This is a genomic window from Streptomyces violaceus, from assembly GCF_036014075.1.
Classification (GTDB): domain Bacteria; phylum Actinomycetota; class Actinomycetes; order Streptomycetales; family Streptomycetaceae; genus Streptomyces; species Streptomyces violaceus.
On sequence record NZ_CP107911.1, the window covers coordinates 3956083 to 3971485 of the forward strand.

General features: G+C 70.1%; 15 protein-coding genes. 7 read left to right on the forward strand and 8 right to left on the reverse strand.

Translation table 11 applies throughout. From position 1 onward, the window contains the following. Positions 1 to 67 precede the first annotated feature (67 nt). Genes folB through OG542_RS17760 form a run of 3 tightly spaced genes read left to right on the forward strand, consistent with a single transcriptional unit; the run spans position 68 to position 1582 of the window. Entirely contained in the window at positions 68 to 427 is a 360-nt protein-coding gene (gene folB / locus OG542_RS17750; RefSeq protein WP_261680302.1) for a dihydroneopterin aldolase, read from the forward strand. Continuing rightward, entirely contained in the window at positions 424 to 1035 is a 612-nt protein-coding gene (gene folK / locus OG542_RS17755) for a 2-amino-4-hydroxy-6-hydroxymethyldihydropteridine diphosphokinase (RefSeq protein ID WP_311127058.1), read from the forward strand. The genes folB and folK overlap by 4 nt, the downstream gene beginning before the upstream one ends. Positions 1036 to 1093: 58 nt before the next feature. Then, a complete protein-coding gene (locus OG542_RS17760) occupies positions 1094 to 1582 on the forward strand; it encodes a DUF3180 domain-containing protein (protein WP_261680300.1) in 489 nt (162 codons plus the stop codon). 9 nt (positions 1583 to 1591) lie between these two features. Here the strand turns inward: OG542_RS17760 and folE are convergent, their stop codons facing one another. The 6 genes from folE to dacB all read right to left on the reverse strand — a co-directional run bounded on the left by folE (position 1592) and on the right by dacB (position 9353). Further along, the gene (folE, locus tag OG542_RS17765; RefSeq protein WP_193483034.1) at positions 1592 to 2197 is read right to left on the reverse strand and encodes a GTP cyclohydrolase I FolE; all 606 of its coding nucleotides are present in this window, start codon (positions 2195 to 2197) and stop codon (positions 1592 to 1594) included. Positions 2198 to 2323: 126 nt separating this feature from the next. Further along, positions 2324 to 4363, reverse strand: coding sequence for an ATP-dependent zinc metalloprotease FtsH (ftsH, locus tag OG542_RS17770; RefSeq protein ID WP_189725855.1), 2040 nt, complete (start codon positions 4361 to 4363; stop codon positions 2324 to 2326). A gap of 185 nt (positions 4364 to 4548) precedes the next feature. Beyond that, positions 4549 to 5109 carry a hypoxanthine phosphoribosyltransferase gene (hpt, locus tag OG542_RS17775; RefSeq protein WP_184594965.1) on the reverse strand — a complete coding sequence of 187 codons (561 nt, stop codon included), beginning with the start codon at positions 5107 to 5109 and terminating at the stop codon, positions 4549 to 4551. 61 nt (positions 5110 to 5170) lie between these two features. After that, positions 5171 to 6244 carry a tRNA lysidine(34) synthetase TilS gene (gene tilS / locus OG542_RS17780; protein WP_328412036.1) on the reverse strand — a complete coding sequence of 358 codons (1074 nt, stop codon included), beginning with the start codon at positions 6242 to 6244 and terminating at the stop codon, positions 5171 to 5173. A 196-nt stretch (positions 6245 to 6440) separates the two neighbouring features. After that, on the reverse strand, positions 6441 to 7568 hold the full coding sequence (locus tag OG542_RS17785; protein WP_184594755.1) for a zinc-dependent metalloprotease: 1128 nt from the start codon (positions 7566 to 7568) through the stop codon (positions 6441 to 6443). A 204-nt stretch (positions 7569 to 7772) separates the two neighbouring features. Beyond that, positions 7773 to 9353: a D-alanyl-D-alanine carboxypeptidase/D-alanyl-D-alanine endopeptidase gene (gene dacB, locus OG542_RS17790; RefSeq protein WP_328412038.1), complete on the reverse strand. Its 1581-nt coding sequence runs from the start codon at positions 9351 to 9353 to the stop codon at positions 7773 to 7775. A gap of 79 nt (positions 9354 to 9432) precedes the next feature. Here dacB and OG542_RS17795 point away from each other — a divergent pair, with 79 nt between their 5' ends. After that, positions 9433 to 9924, forward strand: coding sequence for an inorganic diphosphatase (locus tag OG542_RS17795; protein ID WP_184594751.1), 492 nt, complete (start codon positions 9433 to 9435; stop codon positions 9922 to 9924). A 116-nt stretch (positions 9925 to 10040) separates the two neighbouring features. Continuing rightward, complete coding sequence (locus OG542_RS17800) at positions 10041 to 11738, forward strand: threonine/serine exporter family protein (RefSeq protein WP_328412040.1); 1698 nt, start codon at positions 10041 to 10043, stop codon at positions 11736 to 11738. Between the two features lie 100 nt (positions 11739 to 11838). Here OG542_RS17800 and OG542_RS17805 read toward each other — a convergent pair whose 3' ends face one another. After that, complete coding sequence (locus tag OG542_RS17805; protein ID WP_328412042.1) at positions 11839 to 12681, reverse strand: DedA family protein; 843 nt, start codon at positions 12679 to 12681, stop codon at positions 11839 to 11841. Between the two features lie 135 nt (positions 12682 to 12816). Between OG542_RS17805 and OG542_RS17810 the strand changes: the two genes are divergently transcribed. Further along, entirely contained in the window at positions 12817 to 13182 is a 366-nt protein-coding gene (locus OG542_RS17810) for a YbjQ family protein (protein WP_193483040.1), read from the forward strand. An 18-nt stretch (positions 13183 to 13200) separates the two neighbouring features. Here the strand turns inward: OG542_RS17810 and OG542_RS17815 are convergent, their stop codons facing one another. Next, the gene (locus tag OG542_RS17815; protein ID WP_328412043.1) at positions 13201 to 13962 is read right to left on the reverse strand and encodes a MerR family transcriptional regulator; all 762 of its coding nucleotides are present in this window, start codon (positions 13960 to 13962) and stop codon (positions 13201 to 13203) included. 126 nt (positions 13963 to 14088) lie between these two features. Here OG542_RS17815 and OG542_RS17820 point away from each other — a divergent pair, with 126 nt between their 5' ends. Beyond that, the gene (locus OG542_RS17820) at positions 14089 to 15375 is read left to right on the forward strand and encodes an ion channel protein (RefSeq protein WP_328412045.1); all 1287 of its coding nucleotides are present in this window, start codon (positions 14089 to 14091) and stop codon (positions 15373 to 15375) included. Positions 15376 to 15403 lie beyond the last annotated feature (28 nt).

Here is a 15403-nt window from a genome sequence, read left to right on the forward strand (position 1 = left end):
TGAGGCCGGTGTGCCGCCCGCACACGGCGCGGACCGGCCGTGACCGACGATTGCAGGAGTGATTCGCGTGGATCGTGTCGCGCTGCGCGGCCTGAAGGCCCGCGGGCACCACGGTGTGTTCCCCGAGGAACGCAGGGAGGGCCAGACCTTCGTCGTGGACCTCGTCCTCGGCCTGGACACCCGGCCGGCCGCGGCCGACGACGACCTGGCGAAGACCGTGCACTACGGCATCGTGGCCGAGGAGGTCGTGGCCGTCGTCGAGGGCGAGCCCGTCAACCTCATCGAGACGCTCGCCGCGCGCATAGCCCAGGTATGTCTGAAGCACGAGGGGGTCGAGGAGGTCGAGGTACGCGTCCACAAGCCGGACGCCCCGATCACGGTCCCCTTCGACGACGTGACCGTCACCATCACCCGGAGCCGAGTATGACTGCACCCTTCCTCAAGGGTCCCAGCGACCCGACCGTACAGCCGGTACCCGCCTCCGTCGTCGACAAGGTCGACGCCGCCGACACCACGCTCAGCAATCCCAAACGGGCCGTGGTCGCCCTCGGCTCCAACCTCGGCAACCGCCTGGAGACCCTCCAGGGAGCCGTCGACGCCCTCGAGGACACGCCCGGCCTCCGCATCAAGGCCGTCTCCCCGGTCTACGAGACCGAGCCCTGGGGCGTGGAGCCCGGCAGCCAGCCCGCCTACTTCAACGCGGTCGTCGTCCTGAAGACCACCCTCCCGCCGTCCTCGCTCCTGGAGCGCGCGCACGCGGTCGAGGAGGCCTTCCACCGCGTCCGGGACGAGCACTGGGGCCCTCGCACCCTGGACGTCGACATCGTGTCCTACGCCGACGTCGTCTCCGACGACCCGCAGCTCACCCTCCCCCACCCCCGCGCCCACGAGCGCGCCTTCGTCCTGGCTCCCTGGCACGACCTCGACCCCGAGGCGCAGCTGCCGGGCCGCGGCCCGGTCGCCGGTCTGCTGGACGCCGTCACCCGGGACGGCGTGACACCCCGCAAGGACCTGGAACTCCGGCTGCCCGAGTAGCCGTTAAGGTCAAGACGGCCGCGGAACGAGGCCACCGCCGGGGAACTGAAGGGACACCGTGAGAGAGCTGCGCATCAGGGTGCTGGCCGCCGTTTTCGTCGTGGCCGGGGTGCTGTCCTGGGCCGGGGCCCGCCTGTGGAACTCGGTCGGCACCCTCCCCAGCGTCCCCCTGGCCGCCCCCATCGTCCTCGCCCTGATCGCCGTGGTCCTCCTGGCCACGGCGCTCTCGCTCCGCGCCCGGCTGAAGGCCCAGCGCGAGCGGCAGCCCGACGCCAAGGGCGTCGACCCCATGATGGCGGCCCGCGCGGTCGTTTTCGGCCACTCCAGTGCCCTGGTCGCCGCCCTCGTCTCCGGCATGTACGGCGGCACCGGCGTCTTCCTGCTGGAGTCCCTCGACATCCCCGCCCGCCGCGACCAGGCCATCTACGCCGGCTTCTCCGTCGTCGCGGGCATCGGCGTCATAGCGGCCGCCATCTTCCTGGAGCGCGTCTGCAAACTCCCGGAGGACGACGAACACGACGGCACGGGCGCGGCCCCGACGACGTGACGCTCGGCGTCAGCGCGCCATGATCAGGCTCATGGCCTCATTGCGGGTCGCGGGATCACGAAGCTGGCCGCGGACCGCCGAGGTGATGGTCTTCGCGCCTGGCTTTCGGACCCCGCGCATCGACATGCACATGTGCTCACACTCGACAACGACGATCACGCCACGCGGCTCCAGGATCTGCATCAGGGAGTCGGCGATCTGCGTCGTCAGTCGTTCCTGCACCTGCGGACGCCGTGCGTACACGTCCACGAGCCGCGCCAGCTTGGAGAGGCCTGTGATCTTGCCTTCGATGGACGGAATGTAGCCAACGTGGGCAACACCGACAAACGGTACGAGATGGTGTTCGCAGGAGCTCAGGACTTCGATGTCCTTCACCAGCACCATCTCGTCATGCCCGAGATCGAACGTCGTCGTCAGCACGTCCTCGGGCTTCTGCCACAGCCCGCCGAATATCTCCTTGTACGCCCGCGCGACTCGCGCCGGTGTCTCCCGAAGCCCCTCGCGGTCGGGGTCCTCGCCGACCGCGATCAGCAGTTCCCGAACGGCGTTCTCGGCTCTCTTCTCGTCGAATTCGCCGAGCTGGCCCTCGCCGGCCAGCGTCACGGGGTCGGTCATCTGGGTGCCTCGTTCCTGTGTCCTTCGGGGGCGGCCTGCGGAAATGGCGAAAAGCCGCGCCCCCCAGGCTAAAACCTGGGGGGCGCGGCATCCATTCCGGGCCCGGGGCCGCCGGGAGAGCGATGGTCAGCTCTCGGGGCGGTCCTCCGGGGTGCGCTCGGGCGCCGGGGCGGGTTCCGCCGCGGTGCTCTTCGCGGTGGTGATCGCCGGCGTCGCGCCGTTCGTCCCGTTCGTCAGGGCCAGCTCCTTGGGGGAGAGGACCGGCGGGCGGGTGGACGGCGTACGACGGGAGGAGCCCGTCCAGGCGGGCCGCGGCGGGCGCTTGACGATCGGCGCGAAGATCTCGGCGATCTCCTCCTTGCCCAGCGTCTCCTTCTCGAGGAGGGCCAGGACCAGGTTGTCGAGCACGTCGCGGTTCTCGACCAGGATCTCCCACGCCTCGTTGTGCGCGGTCTCGATGAGCTTCTTGACCTCTTCGTCGACCAGCGCGGCGACCTCTTCCGAGTAGTCGCGCTGGTGAGACATCTCACGCCCGAGGAACGGCTCGGTGTTGTCGCCGCCGAACTTGATCGCGCCGAGACGCTCGGTCATGCCGTACTGCGTGACCATCGCACGAGCCAGGCCGGTGGCCTTCTCGATGTCGTTGGCGGCACCCGTCGTCGGGTCGTGGAAGACGAGCTCCTCGGCCGCGCGGCCGCCCAGCATGTAGGCAAGCTGGTCCAGCATCTCGTTGCGCGTGGTCGAGTACTTGTCCTCGTCCGGCAGCACCATCGTGTAGCCGAGGGCCCGGCCTCTCGACAGAATCGTGATCTTGTGGACCGGATCGGAGTTGGGTGAGGCCGCCGCGACCAGGGCGTGTCCGCCCTCGTGGTACGCGGTGATCTTCTTCTCCTTGTCCGACATGATCCGGGTCCGCTTCTGCGGGCCCGCGACCACACGGTCGATCGCCTCGTCCAGCATGTGGTTGTCGATCAGCTTCTGGTCGCTGCGGGCCGTCAGCAGGGCGGCCTCGTTCAGCACGTTGGCGAGATCGGCACCCGTCATGCCGGGCGTACGGCGGGAGACCGCCGAGAGGTCGACGTCGGGCGCGACCGGCTTGCCCTTCTGGTGGACCTTGAGGATCTCCAGACGGCCCTGCATGTCCGGGCGGTCGACCGCGATCTGGCGGTCGAAGCGGCCGGGGCGCAGGAGGGCCGGGTCGAGGATGTCCGGGCGGTTCGTGGCGGCGATCAGGATGACGCCGCCCTTGACGTCGAAGCCGTCCATCTCGACGAGCAGCTGGTTCAGGGTCTGCTCGCGCTCGTCGTGACCACCGCCGAGGCCGGCGCCGCGGTGGCGGCCGACCGCGTCGATCTCGTCGACGAAGACGATCGCCGGGGCGTTCGCCTTGGCCTGCTCGAACAGGTCACGGACTCGGGAGGCACCGACACCGACGAACATCTCGACGAAGTCGGAACCGGAGATCGAGTAGAACGGCACACCCGCCTCGCCCGCGACAGCACGCGCGAGCAGGGTCTTGCCGGTGCCGGGCGGGCCGTACAGCAGCACGCCCTTGGGGATCTTGGCGCCGACGGCCTGGAACTTGGCAGGCTCCTGGAGGAACTCCTTGATCTCGTGGAGTTCCTCGACGGCCTCGTCCGAGCCGGCGACGTCCGAGAACGTCGTCTTGGGGGTGTCCTTGGTGATGAGCTTGGCCTTGGACTTCCCGAAGTTCATGACCCGGGAACCGCCGCCCTGCATCTGATTCATCAGGAACAGGAAGACGACGACGATGAGAACGAAGGGGAGCAGCGAGAGCAGGATCCCGACGAACGGGTTCTGCTTGGACGGCGAGACCGTGTAACCGTCCGGGATCTGCTTGTCCTGGAACTTGGCCTGGAGCGTGTTGGCAATCGTCACGCCCTGGTCACCGATGTAGCTCGCCTGGATCTTCGAGCTGCCCTCGATCTTTACGCCGTTCTTGAGCTCGGCCTTGATGGTCTGCTCGTCGCCGGTGGTCAGCTTGGCCGAATCGACCTTGTTGTCATTGATCGCCTGGACGACCTGGCCGGTGTCCACCGTCTTGTAGCCGCCGGACGAGCCGACGACCTGCATCAACACGACCACGGCAAGGACGGCCAGCACGATCCACATGACCGGCCCACGGAAGTATCGCTTCACGTCCATCCATACGGAGCGGTGCCGCCCCGTCCCTCCTGCCATAGTGAGTTTGATAAAGACTGTTCTTCGGACGGTACCCCAGCATTGTCACCTGAAGCTGCGCGGGACAACTGGCGATCCGTCTACGCATGCTCCAACGGCGGGAAGTCCGCTGGGGTTCCCGATCACCGCCACGGCACCCCGGCCGGGATTCAGCCGCCGTAGACGTGGGGCGCGAGCGTACCGACGAACGGGAGGTTGCGGTACTTCTCGGCGTAGTCCAGGCCGTAGCCGACGACGAATTCGTTGGGGATGTCGAATCCGACCCATTCCACGTCGATGGCGACCTTCGCGGCCTCGGGCTTGCGCAGCAGGGTGCACACCTTGAGGGAGGCGGGCTCGCGCGAGCCGAGGTTGGAGAGCAGCCAGGACAGGGTCAGGCCGGAGTCGATGATGTCTTCGACGATGAGGACGTGCTTGCCCTTGATGTCGGTGTCGAGGTCCTTGAGGATCCGCACCACACCGGAGGACTGGGTGCCCGCCCCGTACGAGGATACGGCCATCCAGTCCATGGTGAGGGGGGTGGACAGCGCCCGGGCGAGATCCGCCATGACCATCACCGCGCCCTTGAGGACTCCGACGATCAGCAGGTCCTTGCCCGCGTACTCCGCGTCGATCTTCGCGGCCAGCTCTGCGAGCTTGGCGTCGATCTCTTCCTTGGTGATGAGTACCTGTTGAAGGTCGGCACCCATGTCTTTCGCGTCCACCCGCATCACTTTCGGTCGTCCCACCGGCTGAGCGGCCCCTCCATCGACTGCCCGGAGGGGTCGTGGTTCAGCCTTGCCGAATCACCAGTCTGCCACCCTGCCGCTGGGCCACGACCTTGCCGGGGAGGTTGATGGCTCCCTGACCGCGCCAGCCGGTGATGAGCCGGTCGACTTCCTCGATGTGACGGGCGAACAGCGAGCCGGCCGGCGCACCGGCCGCGATGGCGGCCCGGCGCAGGACGCGGCGGCGTACGGCCGGGGGCAGGGCGTAGAGCTTCGCGCACTCCAGCTGCCCGGTGGCGTCGCGGACGGTGGCCTCGGCCCGGGCGGCCCAGCCGTCGAGGGCGTCGGCGTCGTCGCGGGAGAGCCGTGCCGTACGGGCGAGGGCTTCGACGACGCCCTTGCCGAGGGCCTTCTCCAGGGCGGGCAGGCCTTCGTGGCGCAGCCGGGAGCGGGTGTAGGCCGGGTCGGCGTTGTGGGGGTCGTCCCAGACGGGCAGGGACTGGACCATGCAGGCCTTGCGGGCGGTCTGCCGGTCGAGTTCCAGGAAGGGGCGCCGGTAACGGCCGCCGGCCCCCGAGACCGCGGCCATGCCGGACAGGGAGCGGATGCCGGATCCCCGGGCGAGGCCCAGGAGGACGGTTTCGGCCTGGTCGTCGCGGGTGTGGCCGAGGAGGACCGCGGTGGCGCCGTGGCGTTCGGCCGCGGTGTCGAGTGCGGCGTAGCGGGCGTCGCGGGCGGCGGCTTCGGGTCCGCCGGCGCGGCCGACGGTCACGGCGACGGAGTCGACCGGGTCGAGGCCGAGTTCGCGCAGGCGCTGGACGACCTCCGCGGCGCGTGCGTCGGAGCCGGGCTGGAGGCCGTGGTCGACGGTCACCCCGCCGGCTCTGATGCCGAGTTTGGGGGACTCGAAGGCGAGGGCCGAGGCGAGGGCCATGGAGTCGGCGCCGCCGGAGCATGCCACGAGCACGAGCGGCGGGGATGGGGGTACCTCCCGCTCGAGCGAAGCCGAGAGTGGGGGAGGCTCGTGCGAGGGAGCGTGCGGGAGTGCGGCGGCGGTGCTGTGGTGCTCGGTGAGGAGGTCGTGGAGGACGCGGCGGACCGCCAGGCGTATCGCCGCGACCGCAGGATGGGGACCCATGTCCGGTTCCCTTCATGAAGTTGTCGGGGGGTGAGCCCGAGGTTCGGTCACGCAGAGTGTGTAGATGGTGACAGAACCGGGCCGTTCCCCGAGCATTGCACGCCTACCCCTGCCTCACGGTCCCTCGGACGGGTGATTGGAGGGGCGTTCGCCTGCCGTCGGCCGGATTACTTTCACGACCTTCCCGCGAAGTTCACTACTCGGTCCTGCGATGCACCCGCGCGATCCAGTCCGCCGGTTTGGCGATCTCCGTCTTGGTGGGGAGGGTGTTGGGCGAGGTCCACACGCGGTTGAAGCCGTCCATGCCGACCTCGTCGACGACGGCCCGGACGAAGCGTTCGCCGTCGCGGTACTGGCGGAGCTTGGCGTCCAGGCCGAGGAGCTTGCGCAGGGCCATGTCCAGGCGGGAGGCGCCCTTGGCGCGGCGCTGCTGGAACTTCTCGCGGATCTCCCCGACGGTCGGTACGACGTCCGGGCCGACGCCGTCCATCACGAAGTCGGCGTGGCCCTCCAGCAGGGACATCACGGCCGTGAGGCGGCCGAGGATCTCCCGCTGGGCGGGGGTCTGCACGATCTCGACGAGGGAGCGGCCGCCGTCGTCCTCCTCGGCCTCGGGGCGGCCCCCGGCGAGGGTCTGGGCGGCTTCGCGTACGCGTTCCAGGACGGTCATGGGGTCGACGTCGGTCTCGCCCAGGAAGGACTGGATCTCACCCTCGAGGTGGTCCCGCAGCCAGGGCACGGCGGTGAACTGGGTGCGGTGGGTCTCCTCGTGCAGGCACACCCAGAGCCGGAAGTCATGGGGTTCGACGTCGAGTTCGCGCTCCACGTGCACGATGTTCGGGGCGACGAGCAGGAGTCGGCCGCCGCCGTTCGCTCCGGCCGGGAGCTGGCGCGTGGCGGGGGCGAAGGTCTCGTACTGGCCGAGGACGCGGGAGGCCAGGAAGGACAGCAGCATGCCGAGCTCCACGCCGGTGACCTTGCCGCCGACCGCGCTCATCACCGCGCCGCCGGGGCTGTTGCCGCGCCGGTCCTGCATCTTGTCGAGCAGGGGCTTGAGGAGTTCCCGGAAGCCTGCGACGTTCGCGCGGATCCAGCCGGGGCGATCGACGACGAGGACGGGGGTGTCGTGCCCCTCCTCGGTGCCCAGGCGGGTGAAGCCGCGGACGTGTTCCTCCGAGGCCTTGGCGTGCCGGCGCAGTTCCGCGACGACGGCGCGGGCCTCGTCCCGGCTGACGTCGGGGCCCGGCCGTACGAGCCGGGTCGCGGTCGCGACCGCGAGATTCCAGTCGACCATGCCGGTTGAAGCACCACCGATGCTCGTCATGCGTCAACCGTACGTGAGCGCTGGCCGCTGGGGCAGGGCGGCGAGGGGTGGGTGACGCCGGGGGTGGTTTCAGGTACTCGGCGTTCTGCGGGGTCGGCAGGGGCCGGGGTTTCCTGGCCGGTGCTGGGCGTTGCCGGCCGTGCCCACCCGTTCCGCCCCAGCGGAACGACTGCCCACAGCCAGGGCGGGCAGCTCAGGCGATGGTTATCGGCAGCCGCACTCCGCCAGCGTCGTCGCCGCCCTGTCCAGGGCCTTCTGGGCTGCTTCCGGGTTTGTCGTGTCGTTGGCCATGAACGCGAAGGCGAGGAGGCGGCCGTCCCGGTCCACCAGGGTGCCCGCGAGGGTGTTGACGCCGGTCAGGGTGCCGGTCTTGGCGCGTACGACGCCGGCTGCTCCGTCCGTGTAACGGCTGGTCAGGGTTCCGGTGAAGCCGGCGACGGGAAGGCCGGTGAGGGCCGGGCGGAGTTCGGGGTGGTCGGGGTCGGCCGCCTTGGCCAGGAGGCCGGTGAGGAGGTCCGCCGTCAGCCGGCCGGCGCGGTTCAGGCCGCTGCCGTCCTTGAAGGCGGCGCCCTTCAGGGGGAGGCCGAGTTCGCGCAGCTGTGCGCTGACCGCCCGGTCGGCGCCGGCGAAGTCGGCGCGGTCGCCGGTCGCGAGGGCCGTCTGGCGGGCGAGGGCCTCGGCGATGTCGTTGTCGCTGTTGGTCAGCATGCGTTCGACGAGGGCCGAGAGCGGGGGCGAGGAGACCGTGGCGAGGGTCTTGGCCCGGGTGGTGGCCTTGGACGGGCCGGGGGACGTGGTCTTGATCCCGTGGGACTTCAGGAGGTCCCCGAACGTGCGGGCCGCGTCCGCCGCCGGGTCGGGCACACGGGTGACCGGGCCTCTCGTCGAGTCGTCCGTGCGGCCCTCGTCGGCCATCAGGGGACTGACGAGGGCGAGGTTGGGGTTGACCCCGATCGGGTGCTTTTCGTCGCCCGCGTACAGGGTCGTGTCGTAGGAGAGCGTCACCTCGCGGACGCCCCGTTCGGCCAGGTCGCCGGCCGTCTCGGCGGCCAGGGTGCGCAGGCTCGCCCAGCCCCCGTCGTTCTCTTGGGCCGTGAGCGTGGGGTCGCCGCCGCCGACCAGGACGACTTCGTTCGTGTCGGGTTCCAGCGCGGCGCGGGTGGTGATGCGGTGGTCGGCGCCCATGGCGGACAGCGCGGCGACGGCCGTGGCGATCTTCGTCGTCGAGGCGGGGGTGAGCGCGGCGTCCGAGCCCGTGCCGTAGAGGCGCCTGCCGCTCGTGACGTCGACGACCGCCGCGGCGGGCCTGGGGCCGAGCGCCGGATCCTCCAGCAGGGGCGCGAGGGCGTTCGCGAGGGCCTTGCCGTCAGGGGCGGACTTCACCTTGCTGACGCCGCCGAGTGCGGCCAGCACCGGGGCGGCGCTGGGGGCGGGCCGGGGCCGGCCGGGGGCGCCGGAGGTGCCGCCGTGATCTGCGCCACCCGGGCGGTCCATGGCGGCGGCGCGGTCCCGCTCGGCCGTACGCTGACCCGAGGAGTCCCAGGGACCGGCGGCGGTCACCACACCGGCGGCCAGTGCGAGACCGGCGGTGGCGGCACCTGCGGTGTACTGCCAGGTCTTCGGCCGCATGAGCCGCGCGACCTGCGGTTTCCCGGCCCGTGCAAGCCGCGCGACCCGTGGTTTCGCGGCTGCGGCGGCCCGGGCCAGGCGCGGTCGTACGGCACCCGCGATCCGCACCACGTGCGGTCTCGCGGACCGCCAAGGCCTCAGCTCTGGCACGAACACCAGCCCCTTTCGCGATCACACACCTGCGTGAGGGACACTTAACCACCAGAACTATGTGTTGATCATGGAGGAGCCACCGGTGGAGTTCGACGTCACGATCGAGATTCCGAAGGGTTCGCGCAACAAGTACGAGGTGGACCACGAGACCGGTCGTATCCGCCTGGACCGGCGACTCTTCACCTCGACCGCCTACCCGACCGACTACGGCTTCGTCGAGAACACCCTCGGCGAGGACGGCGACCCGCTGGACGCGCTGGTCATCCTGGACGAGCCGACCTTCCCGGGCTGTCTCATCAAGTGCCGTGCGATCGGCATGTTCCGTATGACGGACGAGGCCGGTGGCGACGACAAGCTGCTGTGCGTTCCGGCGACGGACCCGCGTGTGGAGCACCTGCGGGACATCCACCACGTGTCGGAGTTCGACCGCCTGGAGATCCAGCACTTCTTCGAGGTCTACAAGGACCTGGAGCCCGGCAAGTCGGTCGAGGGTGCCGACTGGGTGGGCCGTACGGACGCCGAGGTCGAGATCGAGCGGTCCTACAAGCGTTTCAAGGAGCAGGGCGGGCACTGACCCCTTCCTGATGCCGCCGGGCCGCACGCATACGCGTGCGGCCCGTTCGCCTGTATGTGCGCATACTGAATCTGGGGGGTACTGAGGCTGACGTGTCGTACAGGGAGCGCCAGGCAGTGACGGACGCGGAGGACCGCAAGCCGAAGTCGGACGAGGCGAGGAGCGTGTTCTCGCCTCCCGGCGGGTCCGCCGTCGACGGGGACATGTCGACGACGTCGGAGTTCGCGATCCCGGAGGGGCTGGCCTTCCACCGGACGGCGGGTGCCGAGGCCGAGACGACGTCCGAGTTCGCCCTGCCGGAGGGGATGGACGTCCCGCAGGCGCCCTCGGCGGAGCCGGAGGGGTCGGCGTTCACGACGCCGAGCACGTACAGCGCGAAACAGGCTCCGACGGCGTTCACCCCGCCGAGCGGGATCCCCGTGGTCAGCCTGACCAAGGACGTGCCCTGGCAGGACCGGATGCGCACCATGCTGCGCATGCCGGTGGCGGAGCGGCCGGCGCCGGAGACGATCCAGCGCGGCAGCGACGATTCGGGGCCCGCGGTTCCGCGTGTGCTCGACCTGACGCTGCGTATCGGCGAGTTGCTGCTGGCGGGCGGTGAGGGCGCCGAGGACGTGGAGGCGGCCATGTTCGCCGTCTGCCGGTCCTACGGTCTTGACCGCTGCGAGCCCAACGTCACGTTCACGCTGCTGGCGATCTCGTACCAGCCGTCGCTCGTCGACGACCCGGTCACCGCGTCGCGGACCGTGCGCCGCAGGGGCACCGACTACACGCGGCTGGCGGCCGTGTACCAGCTGGTGGACGACCTCAGCGACGACGAGACGGCGGTGTCCCTGGAGGAGGCCTACCGGCGGCTGGCGGAGATCCGCCGTAACCGGCACCCCTACCCCGGCTGGGCGCTGACCGGCGCGAGCGGGCTGCTGGCCGGTGCGGCCTCCGTACTCGTCGGCGGCGACCTGCTCGTGTTCGTCGCGGCCGCGCTCGGCGCGATGCTCGGTGACCGGCTGGCGTGGCTGTGCGCGGGGCGCGGGCTGCCGGAGTTCTACCAGTTCACGGTGGCCGCGATGCCGCCGGCCGCGATCGGGGTCACGCTGACGCTCGTCCATGTGGAAGTGAACGCCTCCGCGGTCATCACCGGTGGGCTGTTCGCGCTGCTGCCCGGGCGGGCGCTGGTGGCGGGGGTGCAGGACGGGCTGACCGGCTTCTACATCACCGCGTCCGCGCGTCTGCTGGAGGTTCTGTACTTCTTCGTGGGCATCGTCGCGGGTGTGCTGCTGGTGCTGTACTTCGGTGTGCAGCTGGGGGCGCGGCTGAACCCCGACGCGGCGCTCGGGGTCTCCGACCAGCCGGTGCTGCTGATCGGGGCGTCGATGCTGCTGTCGCTGGCGTTCGCCGTGCTGCTTCAGCAGGAACGATCCACCGTGGTGTGGGTGACGCTGAACGGGGGGGTCGCCTGGATCGTGTACGGCGCGATGCACTATGCCGGGGAGATCTCGCCGGTGGCGTCCACGGCTGCGGCTGCCGGGCTGGTGGGGTTGTTCGGGCAGCTGTTGTCCCGGTACCAGTTCGCTTCGGCCCTGCCGTACACGACTGCGGCGATCGGGCCGTTGCTGCCGGGTTCGGCGACCTACTTCGGACTGCTGGCGATCGCGCAGAACGAGATCGACGAGGGGCTGGTGTCGCTGTCCAAGGCGGTGGCCTTGGCCATGGCTATCGCCATCGGGGTGAATCTCGGGTCCGAGATCTCGCGGATGTTCCTGCGGATCGGGTCTGCGGAGAAGCGGCGGGCCGCCAAGCGGACCAGGGGTTTCTGATGCCCTTTGCCTATGGGGTCGGGGCTTCCTGTCCGTTGGCGGCCGCGGCTGGTTCGTGGTTGATCGCGCAGTTCCCCGCGCCCCTGAACAGCAGGTCGGGTCAGTAGCCCCCGTTGTAAGGCTGCTGGTTCCCCTGCTGCTGCTGGCCGTAGCCCGGGGCCTGGGGGTACTGGTTGTAGTACTGCTGGTCGTTGTAGCCGCTCTGGTCGCCGTAGGGCTGCTGGTGCGGGGGCTGGTCGTCCGGGGTGATGCGGCGGAGCTGGGTCGTGGCGTCGTCCATGGCGGGCAGCTGGGACTGGGGGGCCGGGGCCGCGGCCGCCGCGCGCTTCTTCTTCGAGCGGTCCCGCAGGTACTCGATGATGATCGGGACGACGGAGAGCAGGACGATCAGGATGAGGATCGACTCGACGTTCTTCTTGATGAAGCCGATCTGGCCGAGCCAGTAGCCCGCGAGGGTGACGCCGGTGCCCCAGGCGATGCCGCCGATCACGTTGTACGTGAGGAACGTGCGGTACTTCATGCGGCCGGCGCCGGCCACGATGGGGGCGAAGGTGCGCACGATCGGGACGAAGCGGGCCAGGACGATCGCCTTGGGGCCGTACTTCTCCATGAACTCGTGGGCCTTGTCCAGGTTCTCCTGCTTGAAGAGCTTGGAGTTGGGCCGGTTGAAGAGCTTCGGGCCCAGGAACTTGCCGATCATGTAGCCCACTTGGTCACCGACGACGGCGGCGATCACGATCAGCGTGCAGACCAGCCACAGCGGCTGGGTGATGTAGGTGCCCTCGGCCACGAAGAGGCCGGCCGTGAACAGCAGGGAGTCGCCGGGCAGGAACGCGAAGAGTCCGGACTCCGCGAAGACGATGAGCAGGATGCCGGGCAGGCTGAACGTGGAGATCAGGTAGTCCGGGCTGAGCCACTCGGGGCCGAGCGCAAGCGTGGTCACGGGGATGTGGCTCCTGCTGCTGGGGGGATACGGGCTGGGCTGACTGCCTCAAAGTATCAACGCGGCCGTCATGGCCCAGGTTCCATGGGCGTACTCAGGATGCACCGTGGGCGGTCCCGGTCAAAGCTGTGAACCATGGGCATCGACGAATACGGCGGCGGACAGGGCCCCCAGCCCGACGTCCTCGTCGTCACCACGAACGACGTACAGGGCTACCGCGTGCAGGAGGTGCTCGGCGAGGTCTTCGGCCTGACCGTGCGCTCCCGGCACCTGGGGAGCCAGATCGGCGCCGGGCTGAAGTCGATGGTCGGCGGCGAACTGCGCGGGCTCACCAAGACGCTCGTGCAGACCCGCAACCAGGCCATGGCGCGACTCATCGAACAGGCACGCGCGCGTGGCGCCAACGGCGTGCTCGCGTTCCGGTTCGACGTGACGGAGGCCGCGGACGTGGGCACCGAGGTGTGCGCGTACGGCACGGCGGTGGTCCTGGCCCGGGAGTGAGGCCCCCCGGGCCAGGGTTCAGGAGGCACGGCGGGCGGCGTTCGCGGCGATGGCGTCCTTGAGGTGCTCCGCGAGACCCGGGCGCATCGAGTCGTAGAACGCCTTGAAGCGCTCGTCGGAGACGTACGTCTCCCCGAGGCAGCCGTGGAGTTCGTACGAGCATTCGTAGTACCACGTGCAGATGTGCTGCCGGTGCTCCTCGGCCAGTTCCATGGCCGCCTCACCCGTGGGCGTTTCGCCGGCGGCCATCAGGGCGTCGTAGCGCCGGCCCCAGTCGTCCACCTCCGCCTGGATCCGCTTCCAGTCCTCCTTGGTGTAGCGGGCGACGCGGCGCTGCGACTCGGCGTACTCCTCCGTGCCGCCCCAGCGCGCCTCCGCCTCGTCGGTGTACTGCTCCGGGTCCTTGTCCCCGAAGACCTCGAACTTCTCCTCGGGCGTGAGATCGATGCCCATCGTGCGTGCCTCCATGGCGTGCTCCACGGCCGCCGCCATCTTCCGCAGCTTCTCGATCCGGGCGGTCAGCAGTTCGTGCTGTCGGCGCAGGTGGGCGCGCGGGTCCGCTTCCGGGTCGTCGAGCAGGGCGGCGACCTCGTCGAGGGGGAAGCCGAGCTCGCGGTAGAACAGGATCTGCTGCAGCCGGTCGAGGTCGGCGTCGCTGTAACGCCGGTGGCCCGCGTGGCTGCGTTCGCTCGGGACGAGCAGGCCGATGTCGTCGTAGTGGTGCAGCGTGCGCACGGTGACGCCGGCGAAGCCCGCGACCTGTCCCACGGAGTAGCTCACTTCCGCTCCCTTCCTCTTCCGTGTCTTCTTTCGTGCCTTCTTTCGTTCTTCACGGTCGGGCCTCACGCCACGTGAGGTGCAAGCGTGTTTCCGGTTTGTACCTGTTGATCCGTTTATCGTGTGCCCGTGGTCCAGGACTCCGCGCAGCAGGCGCCTTCCGTCACCCCGGCGACTCCCGCCCGTGCCCTGCTGCCGGCGATCCTGCCCGCGCTGGCCGTGGGGGTGATCTCCAGCCTGCTCCTGGTGGGGGTGGAAGTCGCCGCCGAGGAACTCGAGGACGTGCTGTGGCGGACCGTGCCGGACGCGCTGGGGATCGGCCGGTACTCCGTGGCGTGGATGTTCGTGATGCTCTTCGCGACCGGTGTCGCGGTCGGTCTCGTGGTGTGGAAGGTGCCGGGTCATGCGGGCCCCGACCCGGCCACCGTCGGTCTGGACGCCCCGATCCTGCCGCCCGTCGTGCTGCCGGGGCTGCTGCTGGCGGCAGCGCTGATGCTGGCCGGCGGGCCGAGCCTCGGCCCGGAGAACCCGATCATCGCCGTGAACGTCGGCCTGGCGGTCTGGCTGGGCGGCAGGGCGCTCCCCAGGGCCCCGGGCCGGATCTGGCCGGCGCTGGCGGAGGCGGCGACGATCGGCGCCCTGTTCGGCACACCCGTGGCGGCCGCCCTCGTCATCTCCGAGGTGCTGGCCCGCCAGGAGACGCGCGGCCTGCTGTGGGACAACCTCTTCGCGCCGTTGACCGCCGCCACGGCCGGCTCCCTGACCGTCGCCCTCATCGACCACCCGAGTTTCGACCTGAACCTGCCCTCCATCGGCCGGCCGGGCTGGTCGGATCTGCTGGCGGCGATCGTGGTCGCCTCGGCGGGCGCACTGCTCGGCATGTGCGCCGTGCGCGCCTTCCCGTTTGTCCACGGAGCCTTCCGCCGGCTGCGGCACCCGATGCTGATGCTCCCGGCGGGCGGGATCGTGCTGGGCGGACTCGGGGCCCTGGGCGGGCATCTGACGCTGTTCAAGGGGCTCGACGAGATCGCCGAGCTGGCGCACGACCCGGACGGCTGGTCGGCCGGGGAGTTCGCCGTCATGACGGTGGTGAAGCTGGCCGCGCTGCTGGTCGCCGCGTCCTGCGGGTTCCGCGGCGGGCGCATCTTCCCGGCCGTGTTCGTCGGCACCGCCCTCGGCCTGTGCGCGCACGCCCTGGTGTCCGGCGTGCATCCGTCGGTGGGTGTGTCCGCCGGTGTGCTCGGGGTGCTGCTGGCCATCACCCGGCAGGGCTGGATCAGCCTGTTCGTCGCCGCCGTGCTGGTCGCCTCGCCGGGGATCATCGCCCTGCTCTGCGTGGCCTCGCTGCCGGCCTGGCTGCTGGTGACGGGACGGCCGCAGATGCAGCTGCGGCAGGACGGGACGTCGCTCCGCTGACACACCCCCCTTTCCTACGCACTCCTGG